This window comes from Helicobacter jaachi (assembly GCF_000763135.2).
GTDB lineage: Bacteria > Campylobacterota > Campylobacteria > Campylobacterales > Helicobacteraceae > Helicobacter_C > Helicobacter_C jaachi.
In genome coordinates this window covers 1-441 of record NZ_JRPR02000033.1, presented here as the reverse complement: position 1 = coordinate 441, position 441 = coordinate 1, and the positions used below count along the sequence as shown (strand labels likewise).

Genomic DNA, 441 nt, shown 5'->3' with positions numbered 1-441 from the left:
TTCTAAGCTACTGGCTTGTGCATTAGTTAAGTTAGTGAGATTATTTACAGCTTCTTGGAGTGTTTTTGCTTCAGTGCTTAAAGTATTAGCAAAGCTAGCAGAAGTCTTTAGCATTTTTCTTATTTCATCTCCTAATGTATTTGTTACTACTTCTACTCTACCTTTAGCGTCTTTTACTTCTGTGGTGAAGTCTAAGCTAGTATAGCTATTAAATACTCTAGCTATTTCATTAGTATCACTGCCTATTTTATGCTGCAAATCATCTAACATTCTATTTAATACTTCTTTTAATTGAATGAGTTGAGGGTTAGCAGGTATGGCTGTAATTCTAGCAGTGAGATTACCAGATTCTATTTCTTTAGCTGTTTGTGCTGATTGTTCAATAGCTTTAGTATCTTGGTCTAGGTTTTTATTAGTTTGTTCTATGTTTTGGTTGATAGC

1 pseudogene is annotated in these 441 nt (G+C 33.1%); it reads right to left on the bottom strand.

The features are described 5' to 3' along the window. Nucleotides 1–441, bottom strand: a pseudogene (locus tag LS71_RS09390) (methyl-accepting chemotaxis protein); the annotation flags it as partial.